This window comes from Bacillus cereus, from assembly GCF_002564555.1.
Taxonomy (GTDB): Bacteria; Bacillota; Bacilli; order Bacillales; family Bacillaceae_G; genus Bacillus_A; species Bacillus_A cereus_K.
Genome location: NZ_NUVD01000020.1, coordinates 318,544 through 343,049, shown reverse-complemented (window position 1 = coordinate 343,049; position 24,506 = coordinate 318,544). Strand labels below are relative to the sequence as shown.

Genomic DNA, 24,506 nt, shown 5'->3' with positions numbered 1-24,506 from the left:
AATACTTCTTATCAAGAGCAGGTGGAGGGACGAGCCCGACGAAACCCGGCAACCGATCTACAATTGTAGACACGGTGCTAATTCTCGCAGCATTACGCTGACAGATAAGGAGCTGGTTGTAAAAAAACCTCTCCTTAGCTGAGAGGTTTTTTTATTTAACTAGGAGGTTTTACAATGAGCAGAATTATAGCGACGTATTTAATCCATGACGATTCACATAACTTAGAAAAAAAAGCTGAGCAAATTGCACTCGGTTTAACAATTGGCTCTTGGACTCATTTGCCACACTTATTGCAAGAACAATTAAAACAACATAAGGGCAATGTTATTCATATTGAGGAATTAGATGAACAGGAACATATCAATTCGTATCTAGGTAAAAAAGTAAAACGCGGGATCATTGAAATCGAATACCCATTATTAAATTTCAGTCCAGACTTACCAGCAATTTTAACAACTACATTCGGGAAGCTATCACTTGATGGCGAAGTGAAATTAATTGACTTAACTTTTTCAGACGAGTTAAAAGAGCATTTCCCTGGTCCAAGGTTCGGCATAGATGGTATTCGAAACCTTATACAAGTGTATGACCGTCCCCTTTTAATGAGCATTTTTAAAGGAATGATTGGACGAAACATTGGATACTTAAAAACTCAATTACGCGATCAAGCGATTGGTGGCGTGGATATCGTAAAAGATGATGAAATTTTATTTGAGAATCCCTTAACACCACTAACGAAGCGAATTGTATCTGGAAAAGAAGTTTTACAATCCGTATATGAAACATACGGCCATAAAACGTTATATGCCGTAAATTTAACAGGACGAACTTTTGATTTAAAAGAAAATGCGAAACGCGCAGTGCAAGCTGGGGCTGATATTCTATTATTTAACGTATTTGCTTACGGACTAGATGTACTACAATCACTTGCAGAAGATGATGAAATCCCAGTTCCTATTATGGCACACCCTGCTGTAAGTGGTGCTTATTCAGCATCACAGTTATATGGCATTTCATCTCCATTATTACTTGGAAAGCTACTACGTTATGCTGGCGCTGATTTTTCTTTATTCCCGTCTCCATATGGAAGTGTTGCGTTAGAAAAGGAAGAGGCTCTTGCCATCTCAAAACATTTAACTGAAGACGATGCATTTTTCAAGAAGAGTTTTTCTGTTCCGTCTGCTGGTATTCACCCTGGTTTCGTTCCCTTTATCTTGCGAGATTTCGGTAAAGATTCTGTTATTAATGCTGGCGGTGGGATTCATGGTCATCCGAACGGAGCACAAGGCGGTGGTAAAGCATTCCGTGCTGCAATTGAAGCAACTTTGCAAAGTAAACCACTCCATGAAGTAGATGACATAAATTTGCATAGCGCACTACAAATATGGGGAAATCCTTCTCATGAGGTGAAGTTATGAGTATTCAAGTGTTTTGTGATTTCGATGGTACGATTACAAATAACGATAACATTATGTCCATTATGGAAAAATTCGCACCACCAGAAGCAGAAGAAGTAAAGCAAAGAATTTTATCACAAGAACTTTCTATTCAAGAAGGTGTTTTTCAATTATTTCAATTGCTACCAACTAATTTGCACGATGATATCATTCAGTTTTTAAAAGAAACTGCCGAAATCCGTAGTGGCTTCCATGAATTTATACAATTTACAAATGACAATAATATTTCTTTTTACGTTATATCCGGTGGAATGGATTTCTTCGTCTATCCACTCTTACAGGGGATCATTCCAAAAGAGCAAATTTACTGTAATGAAACAGACTTTTCAAATGAATATATTACAGTTAAGTGGCCTCATCCGTGTGATCATCACTGTCAAAATCATTGTGGATTATGTAAATCATCTTTAATCCGTAAATTAAGTGATACAAATGACTTCCATATTGTAATCGGAGATTCTATTACTGATTTACAAGCTGCGAAACAAGCAGATAAAGTATTCGCTCGTGACTTTCTTATTACAAAGTGTGAAGAAAACCATATTGCTTATACACCGTTTGAAACATTTCACGATGTTCAAGTTGAATTAAAACATTTGTTGGAGGTGAAATCATGAAACAACTTTTTCGTCAATGGTATGACTTAAGCGAAATAAAAAAAGAATTAACAACTCGAAATTGGTTTCCAGCAACAAGTGGCAATATTTCCATAAAAGTTAGTCATGAGCCACTTACTTTCCTTATTACAGCAAGCGGTAAAGATAAAACAAAAACCACTCCAGATGATTTTCTCTTAGTAGATCATTTAGGAGTTCCCGTTTTAGAGACTGAACTACGCCCTTCAGCAGAAACAATATTGCATACGCATGTTTATAACAATACGAATGCCGGGTGCGTACTTCATGTTCATACAACTGATAACAATGTCATCACAAATTTGTATGATGATGCAGTCACCCTTCAAAATCAAGAAATTATTAAAGCTCTTGATATTTGGGAAGAAGATGCAACAATTCACATTCCTATTATTGAAAACCATGCTCATATTCCAACGCTTGGTGAGAACTTCCGAAAACATATACAAGGAGATTCAGGGGCAGTATTAATTCGAAACCATGGCATTACTGTATGGGGCCGAGATAGCTTTGATGCAAAGAAAAGATTAGAAGCTTATGAGTTTTTATTCCAATTTCATATAAAACTATTATCAATTCAAGGAGGCGTTTCTAATGGCGCAAATTCGTATTCATGAAGGAAATACTCGCATTGAAAATGAGGTGGAAGTATCAAAATTTCTACAAGAAGAAGGCGTTTTATATGAGAAATGGAATATTTCTAAACTTCCTACTCATTTAAATGAAAATTATTCGTTAACAGATGAAAACAAAGCTGAAATATTAGCGGTGTTTTCAAAAGAGATTGCTGATGTTTCAGCACGCCGAGGTTATAAAGCACATGACGTCATTTCACTTTCAAATAGTACACCTAACCTTGACGAATTATTAATTAATTTCCAAAAAGAACACCATCATACAGATGATGAAGTTCGCTTTATTGTCAGTGGTCATGGCATCTTTGCTATTGAAGGTAAAGATGGGACATTCTTTGACGTTGAACTTGAGCCTGGCGATCTAATATCTGTTCCTGAAAATGCAAGACATTATTTTACCTTGCAAGATGATCGTCAAGTTGTAGCTATTCGTATTTTCGTTACAACTGAAGGCTGGGTTCCGATCTATTAAGGTAGTTAGTTGAATAAAAGGAATTGGATCCCCTTTTCCAACCCTTTATTCACTCTACATATATACATCCTCCTATGGAACAGACTTATTTCATTTTCTGAAATAAGTCTGATTTTTTATTTACTCAAAAACTTCTTTTCTTCCTTTTTAAGGGAGAATTATCCTCTTCGATTTTTTAACATTTTTTGAACATTTATTGAACTTTTTTTAAATTTTTTCTGAAAATTCTGTTTTATATATGATATACTACAATTACTAATAAGGAAAATAATATCGCAAACAGAGGGGGATAATCATGAGTTTACTTATTGCACTTATACTTGGAGTTACATGCGGAGCTATTCCTGTTATTTTAGGAGCTATTATGGAAGAGTTAGAAGTTGGTGTTTTAGGATTTGTTGCATCTTGTGTAAGCGCTTTATTTTTTGGTTTGTACGGCGCTATTCCTGTTTCGATTCTGTGTGCATTTTATATATTACGCCATGCTCGTGCAAAACAATTCGGTCCTAACCATCTTGCACAAGTTATTCCATTCCCAATTGAACGATGCCGCCGGGCTTCTAGCTTATAATGATACAAATTAAACAAATAAATAAAAGTCCTCAAATGAGGACTTTTATTTATTTTCTTCTAGAAATTGAAATAATTCTTGTAGATGTAGTGCATCTTCACTATAGCTAACAGAGACATGACATATACCTTCAATTTCAGCTTGCATATAAAGATCAACCCCATCACGATCATATTTTAATGCCAAATAAAACTCCATTTCTTCTAACATCTTTTTTGAAGTTCGAATGACATAATGTTCCTTCTCATCTCTTCCATATTCGAAGTTTGGCTCAAAATCATATTTTTTCTTAAAAGCTTCTTTTTGTTTTTCATTTATTTGTATACAAGTTGCTCGCTGTACAGCATCAATCATCTCATCAAACGTTTGAAGATCCATCATGTTTACCCCCTTATATATTTTTTATATAACACTTGTGTTCCACTATTTTCTTCGCCATCCATAATTAACTCTTCATACAATTCTTTCGCCAAGCTTAAACCTGGTACTGGTAATTGTAATTTTTCAGCCTCATCTAAAGCAATTTTCATATCTTTCATAAAATGCTTTACATAAAACCCTGGTTCAAAGTCACCCTTTAACATTCTAGGAGCTAAATTACTTAATGACCAGCTACCTGCTGCACCTGTTGAAATACTCTCTAATACTTTATCTGGATTCAGTCCAGCCTTTTTCGCGTAAGCAACAGCTTCACATACTCCAATCATGTTGGAAGCAATCGCAATTTGATTGCACATTTTTGTATGTTGACCACTCCCAGCTGGTCCTTGTAACTGAATATTCGTTCCTAGTTTTTCAAATAACGGTAAACACCTGTCATATATTTCTTTCTCTCCACCGACCATAATTGCGAGTCTTGCTTCTTTAGCACCGATATCTCCTCCAGATACAGGCGCATCTAACGTATATATATTCTTTCTTTTACCAACTTCATTAATACGTTTTGCCAATGTTGGTGTAGATGTCGTAAAATCTATTGCTATTGTACCCTCGTTTGCATGTTCTAAAATTCCATCTATCCCAAAGTACACTTCTTCTACATCATGAGGATATCCAACCATCGTCATTACAACATCCACTTGCTTCACTAACTCTTTCGGTGTATCGCACCAATTTGCACCATCTTGCACTAAAGAATCTGTCTTCGCTTTCGTTCTATTATATATATATACTTTATGACCGTCTTGCATTAAATGATGAACCATACTTTTTCCCATTACACCAATACCGATAAAACCTATTGATAAAATTTTGTTTTCCATATTCTCATCCCCTTTGTTCTAATAAATCACTTACCATCTTTCGGAATTCTTTATTAAAATCATCATCCAAACCATTTTTTACATTTGAAAATAGTATAACAAATGTTCCTTTTTCCTTATTAAAGTTATTAAACGTATTCCAACCAGAGAGTACCCCATGATTATGAATATAATCTGGATATATGTAAAAACTAAAAGCATATTTTCTTTCTGGTGAAGGTGTAAACATCACCTGTATACTTTGTTCTGATAGAAGTTTTCCATTTATAATCGCTTCATCTAATTTTTTCATATCCCCAACTGTCGTATACATCTCACCACAACCATATAACCAGGCCATATTTACTTCTTGTGCAGGTACAAGCACTTGATCTTTCTTCACATAACCTTTCGTAACACTTTTATCTTCAGGTACGGTATTTCCCATACCTGATTCATTCATCTCTGCTTTAGTAAATATATTTTCTTTTATATAATCTCCTAAAGGCTTTTTCGTTATATTTTCTATAATATAAGCAAGCACCATATAATTATAATCTGTATACTTCCAACCTGCACCTGGTGGAAACTCTAATTTTTGACTTCCAATCCAATTTATTAGCTGTATACGTGAAGTTACATTAACTTTCCCTTTTCCGTTCTCTGGTAAACCTGATGTATGCGTTAATAAATGATATAAAGTAATATTTTTATCTGCTGGAAATGAAGGAATATATTTATTTACATTGTCCTGAATGTTTAATTTCCCCTGTTCTTGTAGCTGTAAAATAGATGTAGCAACAACAGTTTTCGTAATAGAACCGATACGATATTTTGTTTGAGGCGTATTTTCTATTTTATTGTGAACATCAGCATATCCATATCCTTTATTCAATATAACATGCTCTTTATCTGCCACCAAAACTGTCCCATTAAATTGCTTTCCTACTAAATATTGATCTAATTTTTGAGATATACTAGCATAATCAATTTGTTGCTTTTCTTTTTCTTCTATATTCTCTTGTATTTCTGATTCAATTGCTGGAGTCATCTTAGTTGTTAACACAGTACTTTCCTTTATATTCGGATTATAGAGAAAATAGTATACTCCACCGCAAACTACAGTACATAGTGCAGCAATCATCATTCTTTTTTTTATCATATTGTTCCCCCATAATCCCCTCATGAAAAATGATCCTTCTATATTCTATTATCAGCCAATAAAAAAAAATCGCAACAGTTAGTTGCGAAAAATCACATTTTTTCTTTTCTATATATACACACCTGATTTTTCCCATTTTTTTTCGCTTCATATAATGCAATATCCGCTCGTTGCATTAATTCTTCTTTTGTAATCCCTTGCTCATATAGTGCCACTCCAAAACTCGCCGTTAATTTTGAAATACCAGAGAATTGTTTTGTTTCAATAAAAAATCGTAATGACTCTGCAACTTGAAATGCTTCTTTTTCCACTGTATTTGTCACTAATATAATAAATTCTTCCCCTCCCCATCTTGCAAATACATGTTGCTGCTCCACTTTAGATTTCATAAGCTCTGCAAGTTGTATTAATGCTAAGTCACCAAAATCATGGCCATATGTGTCATTTACGTTCTTAAAATTATCTATATCAAATAAAACAAGTGCTATTTTTTCACCGTTACGTATTACATTGTCCCACTCTACCTCTAGTATTTGTTGGAACTTCATACGATTATAAATCTCTGTCAACGAATCTATCATAGCAAGCCTTTCTTGTTCTTGATAGATTTCATCTAATTCTGTAATCTCTGTGCACTTTACAATAAATCTCGATAAATCTTCTGGGAGTGGTGTCGCACGCAATAAAAAGGTTGATACTACACCTTCATAATTGGACATCTTAATTCTTCTATCATATGATAATGTGTCGTCTAACCAGGTTATATCATGAGTCGTCGAATAGTATCCGTTTTCTCTAATAAAATGTTCAGCAAATACTAAATGTTGCTCACGATAATCAAACAAATTTTCATATCCGAAAAACTCTAAAAAATTCGTATTACAATCAACAATCTCATCATCTTCTACTATAAATAATAGATCATCTCGAAAATCAAACATCATCTGAAGTAGTTCTTGTTGCACACTTACTTGCCGCACTAAAGAAAGTTGATACAAACTTTTATTTACTTCCTCTAACACGACTTGTGGAGTTACGGGCGCTATCACAATATTACGTATTCCTAACGTAAGCACCTCTGTAAACTCGTTTGTTATCTGTTGATCCCAAATGACAATGAATGTACTATGCGGATTATACATATTCTTTATATATTTTATTTGAGAAAAATCTGTGACATACATAATTACAATATGTGGTTTAGTTTTATGAAACAATAGTTCTCCTTCTTCAAAACTATTTGCTATAAACATACATTTTGGATGAATATTTTCTATCGTTTGTTGATGTGTGCATCCGTTTTCTATATAAAGGACATTTAACTGAAGATCTTGTAATACATTTTGGAAAACCGTATTCTCTAATAAAAAATGTAGTATGTTCATCACTAGTCTTCACTCACTTCATATATCTTGTTCTACAGAATTCCTCACAACTGTTTTATAAATAGCTGTTCTCAAAACTTTAATTAGTGAGGGATATATAGTAACAAGCTAATTGAGAATGTTATCTTCGCTGTTTCACTCTATAAATTCCTTTTTTAGTGTATGATGATAGGAGTTGTATCGTTTGTATGAATGCCCTAACTTACTCTCTAAAACTTGACAATTAAAATAAAGATATTATATTCTTAAACTCGACAACTTACAAAATGTAAGTAGAATATATTACATTTATTTTTTAATACTTTGATATGTAATTTGGAGGATATATAATGACAAACGATAACTTTTTTAACGTTCTATATGAACGCACATCTACACGTGCATTCAACCCAGACAAAGAAATTTCATCTACAGAATTACATGAAATTTTAACAGCAGCTGCACAAGCACCTTCTGCTTGGAACCTGCAACACTGGAAATTCCTTGTTTTCCAAGGAGAAGATGTACAAAAACGACTACATCCAATTGCCTATAACCAACAACAAATTCTTGATGCTTCTGCAGTAGTCGCTGTTTTAGGTGATTTAGAAGCTTATAAAAACGTTGAATCAGTTTATGGTCCAATTGTAGAACAAGGCTTTATGAAAGAAGAAGCAAAAGAGCGCTTAGCTAAAAACATTGAATCTGCATATACTCGTGAACAATTCCCAAGAGATGCAGCCTTTTCAAATGCATCTTTAGCAGCAATGCAACTTATGCTTGCAGCTAAAGCAACTGGCTGGGACACTTGCGCTATTGGTGGTTTCAACCCACAAGCACTTACAGAAGAATTCAATGTTTCATCTCGTTACGTACCAATTATGCTTATTACAATTGGTGAATCAACTCTAAAAGGGCACCCTGCGCCACGAATGAGCGTAGAGCAAGTGAGTGAATGGGCAAAATAATAAAAAAACGAAGGTAATCAAATTACCTTCGTTTTTTTATATTCTGTCACACATCCGTAATATTACATTATTTCATTCGACATCTATACATAGATGTATAGTAAAGTTTATGCCATAATCATAAACACACATGGCGTTTCATGTCGAATTTTGTTAAAATACCGGAATATAACCGTGTATTTTTGTTACAATTGTGATACAATGATAACAAATAGATAACAAGAGAGGGATTTTCATTGAGTTCATACGGAAGCTTTATCGCAATTTTAAGTTACATAGTAACTGTACTACTTCTATATTTTATTGGCGATGCTGCAAACATATCAGTGTTACAATTCCCAAAAGAAGAAGCGTTCCAATTAGAAGCAGAAAAACATACTGCACGATCCATTGCACCACTACTCTTAGCTCTTCCTGTATATATCATCGTTTTATATAAAAGCAAAAAAGTGTAAAGGCTACCTATTTCATTCATTTCGGTGGTCTTTACATTTTTTTGTGATATTTGCCCTATTTTAAACATCATTTCGTAATAAACACCCATCTAGTCTTTTAAAATGAGAAAATCCCCTAGAAAAATTTCCACTCTCTGTCCAGTCACCAACAGTCGAACTTACATAGATTATAAGTGTGAAGGGGGTGATGAGGATTATGTTTGGATCATTTGGATGCTGTGATAACTTTAGAGACTGTCATCATCGTGAAAGAGAGTGTGACCATCGCGACCATCGCGAGAAAGAGAGAGAAGAAGTTAAACAACAACGACCTGCTGTATGTAACGTACTTGCTAGCATTTCAGTTGGAACAGAGCTTTCTCTTTTAAGCATTAGAGGCAACGGAACATTCCGCAACGTAATTTTTGAAGGATTTGCTAACGGAGTTGCTCTTTTCTCTGCTTTAGCTAATAACAACAAAGATAACAATAAAGACGATAAGAACAATCAAAATCAAAATACTTTTACTGGTATTTTACGTGTATGCCCAACTGATATCGTTGCAATCGCTATCTAATTCTGTTCCTTATCCTCTATAGTAAGAAAATAAGATTTACTTTTCTCATAAAAAAAACCTGAGACCGATTTCAAATCGACTCAGGTTTTTTTATGATTATATGCTTTTAACTAATTCAACAACTTCTTCAGCAGTTGACATCATTAATGCTTTTTCTGCTAATGTTTCCATTTCTGCTTTTGACAACTTGCTTAGTTGTGTTCTTGCAGGAAGGATAGATGTTGCACTCATACTGAACTCATCTAAGCCTAATCCTAATAGTAATGGGATAGCAAGTGAATCTCCCGCCATCTCACCGCACATACCAGCCCATTTGCCCTCTTTATGAGCAGCATCGATAACCATTTTTACAAGACGTAAAATAGATGGGTTATATGGTTGGTATAAGTAAGATACTTGTTCGTTCATACGATCTGCAGCCATTGTGTATTGGATTAAGTCATTTGTTCCGATAGAGAAGAAATCAACTTCTTTTGCGAATTGATCTGCTAATACTGCTGAAGCTGGAATTTCAACCATCATACCTACTTCAATAGAATCAGAAACAGTTGTACCCGCTTCTACAAGTTTTGCTTTCTCTTCTAATAAGATTGCTTTTGCCTGACGGAACTCATCAAGAGTTGCAATCATTGGGAACATAATTTTTAAGTTACCGTATACGCTAGCACGAAGTAATGCACGAAGTTGTGTACGGAACACATCTTGCTCATCAAGACATAAGCGAATTGCACGGTATCCTAAGAATGGATTCATTTCTTTTGGTAAATGTAAGTATGGAAGCTCTTTATCTCCACCGATGTCAAGTGTACGAACAACGACAGGTTGACCTTCTTTTACACCTTCAAGAACTGCTTTATACGCTTCGAACTGTTCTTCTTCTGTTGGAAGATTGTCACGGCCCATGTATAAGAATTCTGTGCGGTATAAACCAACGCCTTCTCCGCCATTATCGATAATACCTTGTACATCATTTGGTGTTCCGATATTAGCAACAAGCTCAACGTGATGTCCATCGCTTGTTACAGTAGCTTGGTCTTTTAACTTTGCCCATTCAACTTTTTGCTCTTCAAATTTCGCTTTCTTTTCTTCAAAAGAACGAAGAGTTTCTTCAGATGGGTTTACAATTACTTCTCCATCTAAACCGTCGATGATTACGATATCGCCATTTTGGATTTTCTCCATTACAACTTTCGTACCAACAACAGCTGGAATTTCCATAGAACGAGCCATAATTGCAGAGTGAGATGTACGTCCACCGATATCAGTTGTGAAACCTTTTGCGTACTTACGGTTTAACTGAGCTGTATCAGATGGTGTTAAATCTTCAGCAATAATAATTACTTCTTCAGAAATTGTACCAGGATTTGAGAAGTTAATTCCTAGTAAATGTGCAAGAACACGTTTTGTTACGTCACGAATATCCGCAGCACGTTCTTTCATATATTCGTTATCCATGTTTTCAAACATAGAAATAAACATTGATGCAACTTCATCCATTGCAAATTCAGCATTTACTTTTTCGCTGTTTACTTTATCTTTTACTGGATTTACTAATTCTGGATCGTTTAATACTAATAAATGTGCTTCAAAGATAGCAGCTTTATCAGCACCTAGCTCAGCAAAAGCGTGGTCCTTAATAGCTTCTAGTTCAGATTTTGCTTTCTCAAGCGCAGCGTCTAAGCGTGCAATTTCAGCAGCTTCGTTTGTAATCGATTTCTTTTCAATGTTAAATTCAGGATTTTCAAGTCTGAAAGCCTTCGCAATAGCAATCCCACTTGATGCAGCGATCCCTTGAATGTTAAGAGTCATTATTCTCCTAATCCTTCGTTTTTCATAGTTTCTTCGATAGCTGCTAGTGCTTGAGCTGCATCATCACCATTTGCAGTGATCTTAATTTCCGCGCCTTGTTGAATACCTAAAGACATAACGCCCATGATTGATTTTAAGTTAACGTTTTTTCCGTTATACTCTAAGTTAATGTCAGAACCAAATTTGCTTGCAGTGTTTACAAGTAGAGTTGCTGGACGAGCATGAATTCCTGAATCGCTAGTTACTTTAAAGATTTTTTCCATGATAATTTATCTCCTTTAAATTACAGTTTTTTTTAGTTGTATAGACGTGAGTACTACATCATCTATTGTATATAATAGGCGATATTCGGTCAACCACATCGCCTACTATAATTATAAACATTTTGCGTCAAATTCCTACTGAATGTCAATAATAGCGTTTTCGCCCTTCTTAACATTTCCATCTTTTTTCAATTCAACTTGTTGTCCTTGTTGTAAATTCGTAAAGACAATTGGTGTAATGATAGATGGTGCATTCTCTTTTACAAATGCAAGATCTACTTTTAATAATGGTTGTCCTTGTTTCACTTTGTCGCCTTGCGCTACAAGTGCCTCAAATCCTTCACCATTTAATTTTACAGTATCGATACCGAAGTGGATTAAAATTTCTTTTCCGCCTTCAGATTGAATACCAATCGCATGCTTTGTAGGGAATACATTGACAATCTCACCGTTAACTGGAGCAACTACTGTTCCTTCAGTTGGCTCAATTGCAAATCCGTCTCCCATCATTTTTCCTGAGAATACTTGGTCAGGTACTTCTGTAATCGGTAAAATTTTTCCTTCGATTGGTGAAACGATTGTTTCGTTTTCATCAACTTGCTGAGGAGCTTCTTCCACTTTTACCGGCTCTTCTTTTTCAACATGAGGTGTACGACCTGACATAATATCATGAATTTGTGATTTTAATGTGTCAGATTTCGGTCCAAAGATTGCTTGAATGTTATTTCCAACTTCAAGTACACCGGCTGCACCAAGCTCTTTTAAACGATCTTTGTTTACATTTTTTTGTTCGTTAACTTGAACACGTAAACGAGTAATACAAGCATCTAATGACGCAATGTTTTCTTTACCACCAAGTGCTACTAATACTTCACGTGGAAGTTCACCAGCTTCTGCTTTCCCTGCGCCGTCATTTGCATTTGCTACTTCACGACCAGGTGTTTTTAAATCCCACTTGCGGATTGCAAAGCGGAATCCGAAGTAGTAAATAACTGCTAGTACAAGACCAACAACAATTACCCACCACCATGCTGTACGGCCTGGTAGTACACCGAATAAGATAAAGTCGATTAAGCCACCAGAGAATGTCATACCAATTTTAACACCTAAAATTTGCATTGTCATAAATGATAGACCAGCAAATACAGCGTGAATTCCGAATAATACTGGTGCTACGAATAAGAATGAAAATTCAAGTGGTTCTGTAATACCTGTTAAGAAAGATGTTAATGCAGCAGAACCTAAAATACCTGCTGCTAATTTTTTATTTTCTGGACGTGCTTCATGGTACATTGCTAATGCTGCTGCTGGAAGACCGAACATCATGAACGGATACTTACCAGTTGTAAATGTACCTGCTGTTAATTCTACACCATCTTTTAACTGTGCCATAAAGATTTTTTGGTCACCGCGGATTAATTCGCCAGCTGCATTTGTATACTGACCGAACTCGAACCAGAATGGTGAATAGAAAATGTGATGTAATCCGAATGGAATCAATGAACGTTCAATTAAACCAAATATAAATGCTGCTAACGTTCTATTTGCATCAATCATTTGATGTGAGAACGTGTTTAAGCCGCCTTGAATGTATGGCCAAACGAAACACATGATAATACCTACTACTAAAGAGAATGTTGCAGTTGCGATCGGTACGAAACGCTTACCTGCAAAGAAACCTAAGTATGATGGTAATTCAATATTGAAGTATTTATTATAGCAATATGCCGCTACTATACCGATGATAATACCACCAAATACCCCGGTTTGCAGTGTTGGAATTCCTAATACATTGGCATATGCAGGATCTGCAAATCCAATTTTTACTGGGTCTGTACCCGTACTTGTTACCTTCACTAGCTTATCTACTTCTAAGAACACACTCATCGTTTTGTTCATAATTAAGTAACCAACGAATGCTGCTAAACCAGCTACTCCGTCACCACCAGCTAAACCAATTGCCACCCCAACTGCGAATAATAATGCAAGGTTAGCGAAAATAATATCACCAGATTGTTCCATAATTTTTGCAACCATTACGAACCAATCTGCTTTTAAAGCAGGAATAACATTTGTTAACTGTGGATTTTGAAATGCATTACCAAATCCAAGTAAAATACCTGCTGCCGGTAAAATCGCTACTGGAAGCATAAGCGCTTTTCCGACTTTTTGAAGAACACCAAAGATCTTCTTAAACATGGAAACCCTTCCTCTCTTATCTATATTGATACATTTCGACAAACGCCAAAAAGGCATGAGGAAAAAAAGATAGAACGATAGCTATACAAAGGGTAGTATATCCCTTTCTTTAGCTTACATTCCTTACTTTTCTCCACTCATGCCTGATCGAATCAGTAACACGTGTCAAAAATAGGTTTACGTATAAGTTCACTATAATGAAGGCAAACGTTTTCGTGATTTCCCTCAATGTGTTTGTCGAAATTTGTATAACTTTGCAATAGTTATTATACATAACTATTGTAAGCGATTCAATCATTTTTTTTAACGTTTTCATTTTAGACAAAAATATATGTCTTTTTACACATGCTCTGCTTTCACCAGGCGTTGCAAATGCATCGTTAAATAAATACTTTCAGCTTCATATACAGGAAGTTGTAATTCTTTTTGCATGACCTTAACTAGCTTCCAAGCTAAATTATAACATACTGGATATTCTGCCTTTAATAAGTCCGCAAAACTTTCTGATTCCTCTACTTTCTCTCCTTTTTTCACACGTTCAATCGCATATTGAAGATGACGAATAAGGCGTAAATAGTGAATGCTTTCTTGATCTAATGTAATTTGTAAGTTTGTCTCAATTAAAGATACAAGCTGTGCAATGAGACGGGAGTTTTGACTAACTGAAGATACATCTGAATTTGTAAGCGAGCTGTAAATATGGAGTGCAATAAAACCAACTTCTCCTTCTGGCAATGTAATCTGCAAACGAGAATTTAAAAGTTCTACAACACCTTCAGCAATTTCATATTCCTCTGGATACAACATTTTCGTTTCAACTAAAAAAGGATTATCTATTGTAAGACCTTGTTTTAGCCTTTTAATCGCAAAAGAAATATGATCTGTTAACGCAATATGAATATGTTCATTTAGTGGAGATATCGCTTTTTCTTGAATGTACAACATAATATCGTTCATCAATTCAATTAATTTTTCACTAATATGTGGCACTAATAGTTTGTATTGTTCACGATCGCGTTCGTTTTTTAAAACAAACATTTTTTCAATTTGTTCTTGTCCTAGCACATCGTTCGCTTTTTTCCCAAATCCAATTCCTTTACCAATCACTACTACTTCCTCATGTTCAGAATGGCTAGCAATGATGACATTATTATTTAAAACTTTTTTAATTTCTAGATAATTATTCATATAACACCACCCTCGTACTTGAATAGCCTACTTTTATGTTACAGAACATTCTTATTTGTCGTCAATGTAAAACATCTACCATTTAATAAAAATTCATTTTTTAGACATGTTTATATATGATGCGTATAATGTAAGAGCAACTGTACATAGAAAGGAGATAACAACATGATTAAAATGTTTGTAAGTGATATCGATGGTACAATGATGCAACACGGAGGTCTTATCGACGAGCAGGATGTTATGGCTTTACGCAGTTTAGCTGAACAAAATGTAATTCTTTGTTTCGCTTCAGGAAGACTTGATAATGAAATTGCAGATTTAATGAAAGCAGTTAATACAAATTTCCACCGCATTAGTGTGAATGGTGTATTTGTATATACAAACGATAATAAACAACTACTATCTGCTACATTTGACTCTAGTATTTTACCTGATTTATTAGCAATGACAAATGAAGATCCTTATTTCCGTTACGTTAGTGATGAGCATAATTATTACATTGAAGAGAAAACACCGTTTATTCATGAGCTTGAACAACAAGTAACGATGACTTCTGTTGAAGAACCTAATTTATTACAGAAAATAGATGATACAATTTTTCCAAATAAAATTTCTGTTGGAGGAACAAAAGAAAGCTTACAACTCCTTCAGAAAAAGATTGATGAAAAATTCCATGGAAAAGTTAGTACGTTCATTTCAGCAGAACAATGTTTAGATGTAATGCCGCCGAATATTAGTAAAGGTTCTGCTATTTCTATTCTATTAAAAGAATTTCAAATACAACCAGAGGAAGTTGCTTGTATAGGGGATTCTTACAATGATATTCCAATGTTTTCTTTAACTCCTCATAGTTTTGCTATGTCTCAAGCAGATAAAGCAGTAAAAGAACATGCTCACTATGTAGTAGATACGGTTAAAGATGCTGTTAACCACGTTATTGCTCATAATAAAAATACGACTCACTCCTTATAAGGATGAGTCGTATTTTTATTTCTTTACATGTTAAACAATTAAAAATCCACTATACTTCACAAGCTGAAATATATTATTTGTTACGTGCGATGTTCGTAATAAATTTATAACGATCCCCACGATAAATACATTTCACGTACTCTAACGGCATCTCACCTTCTGAATATGACCATTGACGCATTACAAGTACAGGCGCCTTTTTAGGAATATGCAGATGTTCAGCTTCATTATCCGTTGCAATAGAAGCTTCAATTGATTGAGTAGCGCTAACGAGTTTAAAGCCTAGTTTTTTCTCTAAATGTTCATATAAAGATTGTTGCAATATTTCTTCATTAATATCTTTTACAAGAGTTGGCGACAAATATGTCGTCTCAAAAGCAATCGGTTCATCATCTGCTAAGCGAATACGCCTCACTTCATAAACCGATTCTCCCTCTTGTATTCTCAGCCGATCTGCTATTTTAGCAGTAGCTGGAACTAGACGGAAACTAAGTAATTGACTACTTGGATTCATCCCACGAGATATCATATCTTCCGTGAATCCCGTCATTCCTTGCAATTTCTGCTCCACTTTCGGAAGTTGGACAAAAGTTCCAATTCCACGTTTCCGATATAAATAGCCTTGTTCCACTAAATTATTAATCGCCTGTCTGATTGTCATACGACTCACTTCGAACTTATCACAAAGTTCATTCTCAGATGGGATTTTATCTCCCGGCTTCCATTCGCCGCCCTCAATTAGCTGTTTCACCCACTCTTGAATCTGATAATAGATCGGAAATGGTGAATACTTGTCGATGTTCATCAGCAATCGCCTCACTGCATAAAGATAGAGCTTCTTGATCAGCGATTACGGTTACATTCGGATGATGTTGTAAAACTGTAGCAGGACACGCTTCACTATATTCACCTTGCAATAACTCTTTAACAGCTTCTGCCTTTTTAGGACCCATAGCAACAAGTAGAATTTGTTTTGCTTTCATAATGCTTCCAATTCCCATTGTAATCGCATGAGTTGGCACATCTTCTTCATTCTCGAAGAAGCGAAGATTTGCTTGGCGTGTAGATTCTGTTAATTCTACAATGTTAGTTGGAGAATTAAACGGTGTTCCTGGCTCGTTAAATCCGATGTGACCGTTTTCACCGATTCCAAGAATCTGTAGGTCAACTGGGTTAGCAGCTAGAATGCCCTCGTAACGTTTGCACTCTTCCTCTAAATCACTTGCCATCCCGTTTGGTACATAAGTTTGTTTAAATGGAAGATGATCAAACAACTGTTCTTGCATGAAATAATGGTAGCTGTTTTTATCTTCATGTGGTAAATTTACGTACTCATCTAAGTTTACAGTGGTTGCATGGCTTGTATCAAGTTTATTTTTTCGCATTTCTGCATAAATACCTAATGGAGAGCTACCTGTAGCCATTCCTAATGTTGGATTTTCTTTTGTTTTTACTACTTTTTCAATTAATTTATAACCTGCTTCTGCTAATTCTTCTTGAGTTTTTATAACAAGAATATTCATTTAATTACTTCCCTTCCTTCATATGAATTCCTAAACGAACCGTATCATATACATGTAATTCTTCAGTCATCACAACAAAGTCTGCATCTTTTCCTACAACTAGTGCACCTTTATTATTTAATCCAAATTCTTCTGCCTGGTTCACTGATGTCATCAGTACTGCATCCTCGATTGAACAACCTGTAAATTCAATTACATTTCGGAAAGCTTGATCCATTTTTAGAATACTACCAGCTAACGTTCCATCTTCTAATCGAGCACTACCATCTTTTACATGTACTGGCTGTCCGCCAAGCTCATATAATCCATCTTCAAGACCTTTTGCACGCATTGCGTCAGTAATAACACTTACTTTTTTCGGACCTTTTAGTTTATATGCTAATTTCACCATATCAGGGTGAATATGAATACCATCTGTAATTACTTCAACCATTACATCTGGATTTAATAACACATGACCAACAACTCCTGGTTCACGGTGATGTAATCCACGCATTTGATTGTATAAATGTGTCGCATGTGTAATGTTTCTATTTTTTAGTTGCGCATCAATTGCATCTGTATGCCCCATTGTGCCAACTACACCAGTTTCAGCAAGATATTGTTCAAACTCTAATGCTCCCTCTTCTTCTGGTGCATATGTTACTAATTTAATCAAATTTCCGCTTGCTTCTTGCCATTGTTTAAATTGCTCAATATTCGCAGGAACGATATTTTCAAGCGGTTGTGCCCCTGCACGTTTCTTGGAAACATACGGTCCTTCTAAGTGAACGTATTCGAAATGTGCTCCTTTTTCTTTTGCTTCCTTCGCAGCAATTAGTGCTGCTTCAATCGCCTCTGGAGCTTGTGTCATTGTTGTTGGGAAGTAAGTTGTAACTCCTTCTTTTAACATTTCTTTACCTAGAGTTACTAACCCATCGCTATTTGCATCCATCGCATCAATATCGTATCCACCATGAATATGAACATCAATCATGCCCGGAATTACAAGCTTCCCTGTAGCATCAAAAACAGTTTCATTTTCTTGTGGTACATATTGAGCCATCAAACCAATTTCTTTAATTGTTTCTGCGTAACGAATAAATCCGTTTTCCACTACTTCTTGACCTGTATAAATTTTGGCATTGATGACAATTTGCGTTTTCATTTTCATCGATCCTTTCCCATGAAATACCTACTTGTTATTATTACCTTATTCGCCTAATTCCATCTTAATATACACACGAGTAGTTGTCTATACATTCTAATGAAATTTCCTTTTTTGTTTAACAAAAAAGGAAATTTATTGCGTCTCTCATAATTATAATATATATTATTCGTTTTTTCCAAAAAGAAACAATCCATCTCTAATATATGAATTATTTCAATAATGGCATTAACCCGCTAGACTCTATCGTCATATGTTCACCATCTGTTTCCATTTCCACTGTACGTTTATTAGTTCCATATATCATTATACCGTGTCGCTTTAAACGTCTTACTACACTTTGGTGAGGGTGTCCATACGGATTGCTACTCCCGTACGACAGAATAGCGAACTGCGGTTCCACTTTTTTTATAAATGTTTCACTTGTTGAAGTATATGAACCATGATGACCAACTTTTAATACATCAGCATGTACATCAAATTGTTTTAATATTTCATGTTCCGTACGTACATCAGCATCACCCATTAATAAAAAATCTGCCTTTCCATATCGAACCTTTAAAATGATTGAGGATTCATTATTTTCATCTTTCGATTTCCCATTGTTTAATACCTGTATAGAAACATGCGGATCTAGCGGTATATATTGTCCTTCTTTTACTGAAACGAAGGGTATTCCCCTTTTCTTAATATTGTTCCGATACGTATGGTAAGTAAAAGAACTATATGTTTTTCCACTATCTAATATAAGTGATACTGGCATTTGTTCTACAATTGGAATTAGCCCTCCAATATGATCCATATCAGGATGTGTACTGACAATAACATCTAAATGATTAATCCCTTTTTCAATTAATTTCTGAATAATAACCTCTCCTGCTTCATAAGGTCCTCCATCAATTAACATTGTTTGTCCATTGGGTAGTATGATAAGTGTCGCATCACCTTGTCCCACTTTCAAAAAACTCACTTTCATTTTACTGAGATGTAGCCGATGCATATGTAAAGGAGACGCAGTATGAATGGACATCATATATCTTTTAGCCGATGCGCTATTTAAAGAAAAGCATAACAAAACAGAAACTAATAATAGAATACTTCTCATACCTCTCATAACTCGTCTCCTTTTTTCATTTAGTATGGCACTGTAAATAATTGATATACAAAAAAAGCTTAGCAAAATGCTAAGCTTTTATTTCGATATTTCTTGTAAAGAACCGAAGAATAAATCCGCTTCATTCATTTGTTCACTCTCTTCCGAAAGTGGTGGTAAATCATCTAATGTTTTCAATCCAAATGTGTCCAAAAATTCTTTTGTCGTCCCATATAAAATAGGTCGCCCTGGACCTTCTGCTCGTCCAGTTTCTTTTATAAGTAAGTGTGAAACTAACGTTTGTAACGCCTTGTCCGTTTTTACCCCTCGAATCTCTTCCATTTCTGTCCTTGTAATCGGTTGACGATATGCAACGATTGCTAACGTTTCAAGAGCAGCTTGAGAAAGTGAGGCAGCCGTTGGAATATCTATTAATTTTTGATAGTACGAAGCATGTTCTTTCTTTGTAGCAAATCGATATACTTTTGCATACTGTACAATTTGCAAACCACGATGTGACTCTTCACAGTCCTTTTGCATTTCTTCTAAAGTATCAATTACTTCTTTCATTTCAATTTCAAGAACTTTCGCTATTTGTTCTGGATAAATCCCTTCATCACCAGAAACAAACAAAAGCCCTTCAATGATTGATTTTTGTTCTTTTCTATCCATTTTTCGAGCTCCTTCCTCCTATTTTCCCAGTAAAAATACACATCAAAAAACCGAATCACAGTCAATGCGTTCGGTTCAATATTTCTTCTCTTGTTCCAAACGATTCATTAAAACCTAACATGAGATAAAATGTTTCTATCCCATTTCCCCATACCAGCTCTATGCGGATTTATTAGAGCTTGATACAAAAATTTCATCAAAATTATGTTCTTGTTCAATGATGATTTGTTGATTTTTCATAAGCTCAAGAACTGCTAAAAATGTTACAACCATTATTTCACGTTCTTCATCAGCAAACAAATCATAAAAACTTTGACGACCACCTTTTATTTCTAACTGTTTTAGAATATCAGTCATTCGCTGTTCAATTGGTATTTCTTGACGAGTAACACGTGTTGTTACAGGTTGCTTTGCTTTTTTACGGCGCATTAATTTTTGAAATGCCGCTAGCATATCATATAACGTAACATCAAGAGGCAAGTTTGTCTCCTCTTCTTGTTGTAATGATGTAAAATCAATTGGCGGACGTGTATATAGCTGTGCTCTTTCTTGTTCTCTTTCTTTTAACTCAGTAGCAACTTGCTTATATTTCTTATATTCAATTAACCTCTCCATCAGCTCTTGACGAGGGTCATCTATAAAGTCATCACCGTTATCAATTACATCTTCTTCATGTTTCGGCAACAACATTTTACTTTTAATTTGTAATAACGTTGCAGCCATTACTAAATATTCACTCGCAACATCTAATTGTAGTTCCTTCATCGTATGAACATAGGACAAATATTGTTCTGTAATATCCGCTACAGGAATATTATATATATCGATTTCATAACGATGTATTAAATGTAACAATAGATCTAAAGGCCCTTCAAAAGCCTCTACTTTAAAATTATACTGCACAAAGCATCCCACCACATTTTTTCTATAACAACATAAGTATAGAGCATACTCATGTTCTATCCAACCTTTTTAAGAAATTTAATTAAAAATAGACCTATGCCTATGTCATCATGCCCACCGCTTCATATGATAACAGTGTAGTAAGAACAACGTAGGAGGTCAAAAAACTATGGGTCACGTTGATTGTGGTTTTAGCGGTGGGTTCGCATTACTTGTTGTACTGTTTATTTTACTAATTATTGTAGGGGCAGCTTGCTTCTGCTAATATGAACAATAACGGCTAGGGGAAATTCCCTAGTCGTTTATTGTTCATATTTCTATGATACACTTGTATTTATAACCGTTAGATAGGGGCGAAAAACATGTATCCTACCGAATACATACAATTTTTAATTCACTTTCACGGAGATTATGATTATTTTGAATGTCATGAAATATTGGAAGAGTATTGGAAAACAAAACCTAGAGGAAATCGTGATAATTACTTAGTTGGTCTCATTCAAATTGCAGTGTCCTTATACCATCAAAGACGTTCTAACTGGAATGGCGCAGAGAAGATGATGAAAAGCGCAATAACACTTTTAGAAAAAAACAGTATACCTCTACTTCGTTTAGGAATAGATCAAACACAACTTCTATTCTTACTCAATAAAAGATTGCAATCTATACATAAAAAAGAAAGCTTTACTCCGTTATTTTTACCGTTATCGGATGCATCGTTAGAAAAACACTGCGTACAGTTATGTCAGAAGCAAAACCTCCTTTGGAAAAACGTAAATGCTACTCCTAGTGAATATATCATTCATAAGCACACATTACGCGATCGAACAGAAGTCATTACTGAACGAAACGAACAATTACAAAAAAGAAAGCAGAGATAATAAACTACTTATCTCTGCTTTCACGAATGTATATTTTGTTCAAGCCCTTTACACTTTTCGCAAAAACTTGCTGTTTGCTCATTTCCGCAAATTGTAAACTCAAGAAATTTACTCTTTAACTCTTGAACCATCTTTGTCCCAATCCCCATATGACGGTGAGACGGGTTCACACTCAAATGCTGAATTTCTAATACTTGATTCTCTTTCTTTACAATCCCCATTATTCCAACAAAATCTTCATTTTGCTTCCACAAATACAATTGCCAATCCTCTTTCGCTTCATACTCTTTCATTGTCAATTGTAATGTTTTCACATCTTTTTCAGTTGGCATAAACGAAAGAAGCCCCATTGCGATTTTTTCATAACTTTTTTTAAAACGAATTAACATAACCCTTATCCCTTCTTACAAAAGTTACAAACCATTAATCCCCTCAACCACTCTTTTCATATCACATTCATTTTACAATATTTTCAACAGAGTGAGAAGGGCTTAAAACAACTTGATAATCATACAAAGTGAAAAGAAGAAAGTCAAATACATGTTTCCTCACTATTTCTTTCTAAGTAGATTTTCCAAAAAGGAGACAACGCTATTATGAAAATTAGTAGAAACATTTGCTATACTCATCACCTTAGAACAACGTAATTCTAGCAAAGCCCATATAATATAAATATTTTTTGAAGCATATAATCTAATGTATTCTATGTAATTTGTTAAAAGTTTGTTCTCATACGCACTATATTTTAACGATAATCAAAGTGCTACTTGTACCGTGTACTGCAATGGAAATACCCATTCCTATTTTAAATATAAAAAAGAGAGCAAAAGCTCTCTTTTTTCATAACTTATTCTTCCCAAACTTTAACTTCTTTCATTACATCACCTTGACGCATGTTTAATACTGTTTCAATACCGCTTGTTGCTTTACCGAATACAGTATGTACACCGTCTAAATGTGGTTGTGGCTCATGAACAACAAAGAACTGGCTGCCACCTGTGTTACGGCCAGCATGAGCCATAGAAAGTGATCCTACAAGGTGTCTATGAGGGTTTCCATCAGTTTCACACGGAATAGAGTAGCCTGGGCCACCTGCACCTGTACCTGTTGGGTCTCCACCTTGGCTTACGAAACCAGGAATAACACGGTGGAATGTCACACCGTCATAAAATCCTTGCTCTGCTAATTTTTTAAAGTTTTCTACTGTTTTTGGCGCTTCCTCTGGGAAGAATTCTAAATCGATTTTTTCACCATTTTCCATTAATATGTATCCTAAAGTTTTCATACGTATATGTCTCCTTTCAACTATCTCAGCACTATATTACCACATTCATGACTAGAAACAAAAAGAATCCGACAATCTACACCGTTCTTTTTTGAAATGTGGCAAAAGCTAGGTGACAAATAAGAAATATATACTATAATAACTGTGTTGCCCGAAAATTTCATAAAGAGAAAGGGAGCGATTTTTCGTGAAAGCGAAATTACTAGCTCTGCTATTAGCTGTAACGGTGTTTATGATGCCAACAGCTTCATTTGCAGACATCATTGAGGGAGAATCAATTGTTACACTAGGAGAAAACTTATCTGAACAACAAAAACAAGATCTGTTAAAAGAAATGAAAGCACCAAAAGATGCTACAATCATTACTGTGTCTAATGCGGAAGAACATAAATTTCTAGACGGAATTGTTCCAAAAGCACAAATTGGTACGCGAGCAATTTCCTCTTCTATGATAACATACACAAAGCCAGGATCTGGTCTCATTGTACGTTCAAAAAACATTAATTCCATAACAGATGCAATGTACACAAATGCACTTATTACAGCTGGTGTAAAAGATGCAGAGATTCAAATTACTGCACCATTTAAAGTTTCAGGAACTGCTGCTTTAACAGGTTTAATGAAAGCTTATGAAACAACATCAAATAAAGAGATTCCCGAGGAAGTAAAAAAAGTAGCGAATGAAGAAATGGTCCAAACAGCACAGCTCGGTGATAAAATTGGTGAAGAAAAAGCAGTTCAACTTGTTGCAAAAGTTAAAGAAGAAATTGCAAAAGAACAGCCAAAAACGACTGAAGATTTACGTTCATTAATTAAAAAAATTGCTGATCAACTCGGCATTACATTAACAGATGAACAACTAGATAACTTAGTAGCGTTATTTGATAAAATGAAAAATCTTAATATCGATTGGAACCAAGTTGGTAGCCAATTAGATAAAGCCAAAGACCATGTGTCTGCCTTCTTAGGATCTGAAGAAGGACAAAGTTTCCTAGATAAAGTAAAAGATTTCTTCTCTAGTATCATTGATTTCGTTAAATCTTTATTCAAGTAA

Annotated in this window: 28 protein-coding genes and 1 riboswitch; of the genes, 12 read left to right on the top strand and 16 right to left on the bottom strand. The window is 35.0% G+C overall.

Going from position 1 to position 24,506, the window contains the following annotated elements; genetic code table 11:
- The first annotated feature begins 5 nt into the window (after window positions 1-5).
- Window positions 6-111, top strand: a riboswitch (SAM riboswitch).
- Window positions 112-174: 63 nt separating this feature from the next.
- The 5 genes from mtnW to COI75_RS12280 all read left to right on the top strand — a co-directional run bounded on the left by mtnW (window position 175) and on the right by COI75_RS12280 (window position 3,771).
- Window positions 175-1,419: a 2,3-diketo-5-methylthiopentyl-1-phosphate enolase gene (gene mtnW / locus COI75_RS12300; RefSeq protein WP_000086677.1), complete on the top strand. Its 1,245-nt coding sequence runs from the start codon at window positions 175-177 to the stop codon at window positions 1,417-1,419.
- Window positions 1,416-2,075 carry a 2-hydroxy-3-keto-5-methylthiopentenyl-1-phosphate phosphatase gene (locus COI75_RS12295; RefSeq protein WP_000027489.1) on the top strand — a complete coding sequence of 220 codons (660 nt, stop codon included), beginning with the start codon at window positions 1,416-1,418 and terminating at the stop codon, window positions 2,073-2,075. Before mtnW ends, COI75_RS12295 begins: the two co-directional genes overlap by 4 nt.
- The gene (locus COI75_RS12290) at window positions 2,072-2,710 is read left to right on the top strand and encodes a methylthioribulose 1-phosphate dehydratase (RefSeq protein ID WP_000811335.1); all 639 of its coding nucleotides are present in this window, start codon (window positions 2,072-2,074) and stop codon (window positions 2,708-2,710) included. Before COI75_RS12295 ends, COI75_RS12290 begins: the two co-directional genes overlap by 4 nt.
- Window positions 2,688-3,200: a 1,2-dihydroxy-3-keto-5-methylthiopentene dioxygenase gene (locus COI75_RS12285; RefSeq protein ID WP_000057301.1), complete on the top strand. Its 513-nt coding sequence runs from the start codon at window positions 2,688-2,690 to the stop codon at window positions 3,198-3,200. Before COI75_RS12290 ends, COI75_RS12285 begins: the two co-directional genes overlap by 23 nt.
- 295 nt (window positions 3,201-3,495) lie before the next feature.
- The gene (locus tag COI75_RS12280) at window positions 3,496-3,771 is read left to right on the top strand and encodes a hypothetical protein (RefSeq protein WP_000054665.1); all 276 of its coding nucleotides are present in this window, start codon (window positions 3,496-3,498) and stop codon (window positions 3,769-3,771) included.
- Window positions 3,772-3,816: 45 nt separating this feature from the next.
- Here the strand turns inward: COI75_RS12280 and COI75_RS12275 are convergent, their stop codons facing one another.
- The 4 genes from COI75_RS12275 to COI75_RS12260 form a co-directional block, all read right to left on the bottom strand.
- Window positions 3,817-4,149 (bottom strand): DUF3909 family protein, encoded by a 333-nt coding sequence (locus COI75_RS12275; RefSeq protein WP_000365727.1) that lies wholly within the window; start codon window positions 4,147-4,149, stop codon window positions 3,817-3,819.
- A gap of 5 nt (window positions 4,150-4,154) precedes the next feature.
- Complete coding sequence (locus COI75_RS12270; RefSeq protein ID WP_000428219.1) at window positions 4,155-5,033, bottom strand: NAD(P)-dependent oxidoreductase; 879 nt, start codon at window positions 5,031-5,033, stop codon at window positions 4,155-4,157.
- 4 nt (window positions 5,034-5,037) lie between these two features.
- Window positions 5,038-6,174, bottom strand: coding sequence for a serine hydrolase domain-containing protein (locus COI75_RS12265; protein WP_000592621.1), 1,137 nt, complete (start codon window positions 6,172-6,174; stop codon window positions 5,038-5,040).
- 92 nt (window positions 6,175-6,266) lie between these two features.
- Complete coding sequence (locus tag COI75_RS12260; RefSeq protein ID WP_001023196.1) at window positions 6,267-7,559, bottom strand: GGDEF domain-containing protein; 1,293 nt, start codon at window positions 7,557-7,559, stop codon at window positions 6,267-6,269.
- 329 nt (window positions 7,560-7,888) lie between these two features.
- Between COI75_RS12260 and COI75_RS12255 the strand changes: the two genes are divergently transcribed.
- The 3 genes from COI75_RS12255 (at window position 7,889) to COI75_RS12245 (ending at window position 9,517) form a co-directional block, all read left to right on the top strand.
- Window positions 7,889-8,506 carry a nitroreductase family protein gene (locus tag COI75_RS12255; protein ID WP_000180377.1) on the top strand — a complete coding sequence of 206 codons (618 nt, stop codon included), beginning with the start codon at window positions 7,889-7,891 and terminating at the stop codon, window positions 8,504-8,506.
- A gap of 236 nt (window positions 8,507-8,742) precedes the next feature.
- Window positions 8,743-8,961 (top strand): hypothetical protein, encoded by a 219-nt coding sequence (locus tag COI75_RS12250; protein ID WP_000100484.1) that lies wholly within the window; start codon window positions 8,743-8,745, stop codon window positions 8,959-8,961.
- Window positions 8,962-9,157: 196 nt separating this feature from the next.
- Entirely contained in the window at window positions 9,158-9,517 is a 360-nt protein-coding gene (locus COI75_RS12245; protein WP_000468028.1) for a DUF3915 domain-containing protein, read from the top strand.
- Between the two features lie 96 nt (window positions 9,518-9,613).
- Here the strand turns inward: COI75_RS12245 and ptsP are convergent, their stop codons facing one another.
- The 4 genes from ptsP to glcT all read right to left on the bottom strand — a co-directional run bounded on the left by ptsP (window position 9,614) and on the right by glcT (window position 14,976).
- Complete coding sequence (gene ptsP, locus COI75_RS12240; RefSeq protein ID WP_000174204.1) at window positions 9,614-11,326, bottom strand: phosphoenolpyruvate--protein phosphotransferase; 1,713 nt, start codon at window positions 11,324-11,326, stop codon at window positions 9,614-9,616.
- Entirely contained in the window at window positions 11,326-11,589 is a 264-nt protein-coding gene (gene ptsH / locus COI75_RS12235) for a phosphocarrier protein HPr (RefSeq protein ID WP_000411079.1), read from the bottom strand. The genes ptsP and ptsH overlap by 1 nt, the downstream gene beginning before the upstream one ends.
- A 135-nt stretch (window positions 11,590-11,724) precedes the next feature.
- A complete protein-coding gene (gene ptsG / locus COI75_RS12230) occupies window positions 11,725-13,788 on the bottom strand; it encodes a PTS glucose transporter subunit IIABC (protein WP_000473210.1) in 2,064 nt (687 codons plus the stop codon).
- Window positions 13,789-14,127: 339 nt separating this feature from the next.
- Window positions 14,128-14,976, bottom strand: coding sequence for a glucose PTS transporter transcription antiterminator GlcT (gene glcT, locus COI75_RS12225; protein ID WP_001067324.1), 849 nt, complete (start codon window positions 14,974-14,976; stop codon window positions 14,128-14,130).
- A gap of 165 nt (window positions 14,977-15,141) precedes the next feature.
- Here glcT and COI75_RS12220 point away from each other — a divergent pair, with 165 nt between their 5' ends.
- Window positions 15,142-15,948, top strand: coding sequence for a Cof-type HAD-IIB family hydrolase (locus tag COI75_RS12220; RefSeq protein WP_000594255.1), 807 nt, complete (start codon window positions 15,142-15,144; stop codon window positions 15,946-15,948).
- Between the two features lie 73 nt (window positions 15,949-16,021).
- On the opposite strand, the gene COI75_RS12215 is transcribed toward COI75_RS12220, so the two are convergent.
- The 6 genes from COI75_RS12215 to scpA form a co-directional block, all read right to left on the bottom strand.
- A complete protein-coding gene (locus COI75_RS12215) occupies window positions 16,022-16,753 on the bottom strand; it encodes a GntR family transcriptional regulator (RefSeq protein WP_080013148.1) in 732 nt (243 codons plus the stop codon).
- Window positions 16,683-17,471, bottom strand: coding sequence for a glucosamine-6-phosphate deaminase (gene nagB, locus COI75_RS12210; protein ID WP_001024108.1), 789 nt, complete (start codon window positions 17,469-17,471; stop codon window positions 16,683-16,685). The genes COI75_RS12215 and nagB overlap by 71 nt, the downstream gene beginning before the upstream one ends.
- 4 nt (window positions 17,472-17,475) lie before the next feature.
- On the bottom strand, window positions 17,476-18,618 hold the full coding sequence (gene nagA, locus COI75_RS12205) for an N-acetylglucosamine-6-phosphate deacetylase (RefSeq protein ID WP_002095347.1): 1,143 nt from the start codon (window positions 18,616-18,618) through the stop codon (window positions 17,476-17,478).
- A 211-nt stretch (window positions 18,619-18,829) separates the two neighbouring features.
- Complete coding sequence (locus COI75_RS12200) at window positions 18,830-19,732, bottom strand: ComEC/Rec2 family competence protein (protein WP_001214835.1); 903 nt, start codon at window positions 19,730-19,732, stop codon at window positions 18,830-18,832.
- Window positions 19,733-19,810: 78 nt separating this feature from the next.
- Window positions 19,811-20,383, bottom strand: coding sequence for a segregation/condensation protein ScpB (gene scpB, locus COI75_RS12195; RefSeq protein ID WP_000375164.1), 573 nt, complete (start codon window positions 20,381-20,383; stop codon window positions 19,811-19,813).
- Between the two features lie 159 nt (window positions 20,384-20,542).
- Window positions 20,543-21,286 carry a segregation/condensation protein A gene (gene scpA / locus COI75_RS12185; protein WP_001199745.1) on the bottom strand — a complete coding sequence of 248 codons (744 nt, stop codon included), beginning with the start codon at window positions 21,284-21,286 and terminating at the stop codon, window positions 20,543-20,545.
- A 169-nt stretch (window positions 21,287-21,455) separates the two neighbouring features.
- On the opposite strand from scpA, the gene COI75_RS12180 reads away from it, so the two are divergent.
- Both COI75_RS12180 and COI75_RS12175 read left to right on the top strand, forming a co-directional pair.
- On the top strand, window positions 21,456-21,551 hold the full coding sequence (locus COI75_RS12180; protein WP_000510194.1) for a YjcZ family sporulation protein: 96 nt from the start codon (window positions 21,456-21,458) through the stop codon (window positions 21,549-21,551).
- 97 nt (window positions 21,552-21,648) lie between these two features.
- Window positions 21,649-22,167: a DUF309 domain-containing protein gene (locus COI75_RS12175; RefSeq protein WP_000283604.1), complete on the top strand. Its 519-nt coding sequence runs from the start codon at window positions 21,649-21,651 to the stop codon at window positions 22,165-22,167.
- 20 nt (window positions 22,168-22,187) lie between these two features.
- On the opposite strand, the gene ribT is transcribed toward COI75_RS12175, so the two are convergent.
- Together ribT and COI75_RS12160 are read right to left on the bottom strand one after the other, a co-directional pair.
- Entirely contained in the window at window positions 22,188-22,556 is a 369-nt protein-coding gene (ribT, locus tag COI75_RS12170) for a GNAT family N-acetyltransferase RibT (protein WP_000908404.1), read from the bottom strand.
- A 458-nt stretch (window positions 22,557-23,014) separates the two neighbouring features.
- On the bottom strand, window positions 23,015-23,452 hold the full coding sequence (locus tag COI75_RS12160) for a peptidylprolyl isomerase (RefSeq protein WP_000853785.1): 438 nt from the start codon (window positions 23,450-23,452) through the stop codon (window positions 23,015-23,017).
- A 187-nt stretch (window positions 23,453-23,639) separates the two neighbouring features.
- Here COI75_RS12160 and COI75_RS12155 point away from each other — a divergent pair, with 187 nt between their 5' ends.
- The gene (locus COI75_RS12155; protein WP_000644931.1) at window positions 23,640-24,506 is read left to right on the top strand and encodes a DUF1002 domain-containing protein; all 867 of its coding nucleotides are present in this window, start codon (window positions 23,640-23,642) and stop codon (window positions 24,504-24,506) included.

Excerpts from the sequence above, each read along its gene's own strand:
- mtnW (WP_000086677.1), top strand. The coding sequence starts at position 175 with ATGAGCAGAATTATAGCGACGTATTTAATCCATGACGATTCACATAAC.
- COI75_RS12295 (WP_000027489.1), top strand. The coding sequence starts at position 1,416 with ATGAGTATTCAAGTGTTTTGTGATTTCGATGGTACGATTACAAATAAC.
- COI75_RS12290 (WP_000811335.1), top strand. The coding sequence starts at position 2,072 with ATGAAACAACTTTTTCGTCAATGGTATGACTTAAGCGAAATAAAAAAA.
- COI75_RS12285 (WP_000057301.1), top strand. The coding sequence starts at position 2,688 with ATGGCGCAAATTCGTATTCATGAAGGAAATACTCGCATTGAAAATGAG.
- COI75_RS12280 (WP_000054665.1), top strand. The coding sequence starts at position 3,496 with ATGAGTTTACTTATTGCACTTATACTTGGAGTTACATGCGGAGCTATT.
- COI75_RS12275 (WP_000365727.1), bottom strand. The coding sequence starts at position 4,149 with ATGGATCTTCAAACGTTTGATGAGATGATTGATGCTGTACAGCGAGCA.
- COI75_RS12270 (WP_000428219.1), bottom strand. The coding sequence starts at position 5,033 with ATGGAAAACAAAATTTTATCAATAGGTTTTATCGGTATTGGTGTAATG.
- COI75_RS12265 (WP_000592621.1), bottom strand. The coding sequence starts at position 6,174 with ATGATAAAAAAAAGAATGATGATTGCTGCACTATGTACTGTAGTTTGC.
- COI75_RS12260 (WP_001023196.1), bottom strand. The coding sequence starts at position 7,559 with ATGAACATACTACATTTTTTATTAGAGAATACGGTTTTCCAAAATGTA.
- COI75_RS12255 (WP_000180377.1), top strand. The coding sequence starts at position 7,889 with ATGACAAACGATAACTTTTTTAACGTTCTATATGAACGCACATCTACA.
- COI75_RS12245 (WP_000468028.1), top strand. The coding sequence starts at position 9,158 with ATGTTTGGATCATTTGGATGCTGTGATAACTTTAGAGACTGTCATCAT.
- ptsP (WP_000174204.1), bottom strand. The coding sequence starts at position 11,326 with ATGACTCTTAACATTCAAGGGATCGCTGCATCAAGTGGGATTGCTATT.
- ptsH (WP_000411079.1), bottom strand. The coding sequence starts at position 11,589 with ATGGAAAAAATCTTTAAAGTAACTAGCGATTCAGGAATTCATGCTCGT.
- ptsG (WP_000473210.1), bottom strand. The coding sequence starts at position 13,788 with ATGTTTAAGAAGATCTTTGGTGTTCTTCAAAAAGTCGGAAAAGCGCTT.
- glcT (WP_001067324.1), bottom strand. The coding sequence starts at position 14,976 with ATGAATAATTATCTAGAAATTAAAAAAGTTTTAAATAATAATGTCATC.
- COI75_RS12220 (WP_000594255.1), top strand. The coding sequence starts at position 15,142 with ATGATTAAAATGTTTGTAAGTGATATCGATGGTACAATGATGCAACAC.
- COI75_RS12215 (WP_080013148.1), bottom strand. The coding sequence starts at position 16,753 with ATGAACATCGACAAGTATTCACCATTTCCGATCTATTATCAGATTCAA.
- nagB (WP_001024108.1), bottom strand. The coding sequence starts at position 17,471 with ATGAATATTCTTGTTATAAAAACTCAAGAAGAATTAGCAGAAGCAGGT.
- nagA (WP_002095347.1), bottom strand. The coding sequence starts at position 18,618 with ATGAAAACGCAAATTGTCATCAATGCCAAAATTTATACAGGTCAAGAA.
- COI75_RS12200 (WP_001214835.1), bottom strand. The coding sequence starts at position 19,732 with ATGAGAGGTATGAGAAGTATTCTATTATTAGTTTCTGTTTTGTTATGC.
- scpB (WP_000375164.1), bottom strand. The coding sequence starts at position 20,383 with ATGGATAGAAAAGAACAAAAATCAATCATTGAAGGGCTTTTGTTTGTT.
- COI75_RS12180 (WP_000510194.1), top strand. The coding sequence starts at position 21,456 with ATGGGTCACGTTGATTGTGGTTTTAGCGGTGGGTTCGCATTACTTGTT.
- COI75_RS12175 (WP_000283604.1), top strand. The coding sequence starts at position 21,649 with ATGTATCCTACCGAATACATACAATTTTTAATTCACTTTCACGGAGAT.
- ribT (WP_000908404.1), bottom strand. The coding sequence starts at position 22,556 with ATGTTAATTCGTTTTAAAAAAAGTTATGAAAAAATCGCAATGGGGCTT.
- COI75_RS12160 (WP_000853785.1), bottom strand. The coding sequence starts at position 23,452 with ATGAAAACTTTAGGATACATATTAATGGAAAATGGTGAAAAAATCGAT.